The organism is Streptomyces lydicus, assembly GCF_000717345.1.
GTDB lineage: Bacteria > Actinomycetota > Actinomycetes > Streptomycetales > Streptomycetaceae > Streptomyces > Streptomyces lydicus.
The window spans coordinates 1-714 of sequence record NZ_JNZA01000099.1; the positions used below are offsets into that span (position 1 = coordinate 1).

The following is a 714-nucleotide window of genomic DNA, read 5'->3' on the forward strand; positions in this document are numbered from 1 at the left end:
CGTCGAGACACCCGCGTTCTCCAACCAGGAAATCTGATCCGCAAACCGCACCGCATCCCGCACATGCCGCACCCAAAACTCCGGATCACACACCCCCTCGCCAGCCACCATCCCCAACCGCGGCCGAGAAAACTCCACCGACCGAACTACCCGACCAAATTCCTCCAACATCGGATCCATCAACGGCGAATGGAACGCATGACTCACCCGCAAACGACGCACCCGCCGCCCCAACGCCTCAAAATGCGCGGCAATCTCCCCCACCGCACCCTCAGCACCCGACACCACCACCGACGACGGACCATTCACCGCCGCCACACCCACCTCACCCGCACGACCAGCAACCAGCGGCGCCACCTCACCCTCCGACGCCACCAACGACACCATTGCCCCACCACCAGGCAACGCCTGCATCAACCGACCCCGCGCAGCCACCACCCGCACCGCATCAGCCAACGACCACACACCCGCCACATACGCAGCCGCCAGCTCCCCCACCGAATGCCCCGCAACAAAATCAGCCCGCACCCCCCACGACTCCACCAACCGAAACAGCCCCACCTCAACCGCAAACAACGCCGGCTGAGCAAACTCCGTACGCTCCAAAACCCCCTCAGCACCCACCCCCTCCGCAAACATCACCTCACGCAGCGACCCACCCAACACACCGTCAAAAGCCCCACACACCTCATCCACCGCCGCAGCAAAAACCGG

The 714-nt window shown here is 64.4% G+C and carries 1 protein-coding gene; it reads right to left on the reverse strand.

The window, feature by feature from the left end; all coding sequences use genetic code 11:
- Positions 1-714, reverse strand: a 714-nt coding sequence (locus OO62_RS36155) for an acyltransferase domain-containing protein (RefSeq protein ID WP_033271971.1), incomplete at both ends; no start/stop codon positions are given.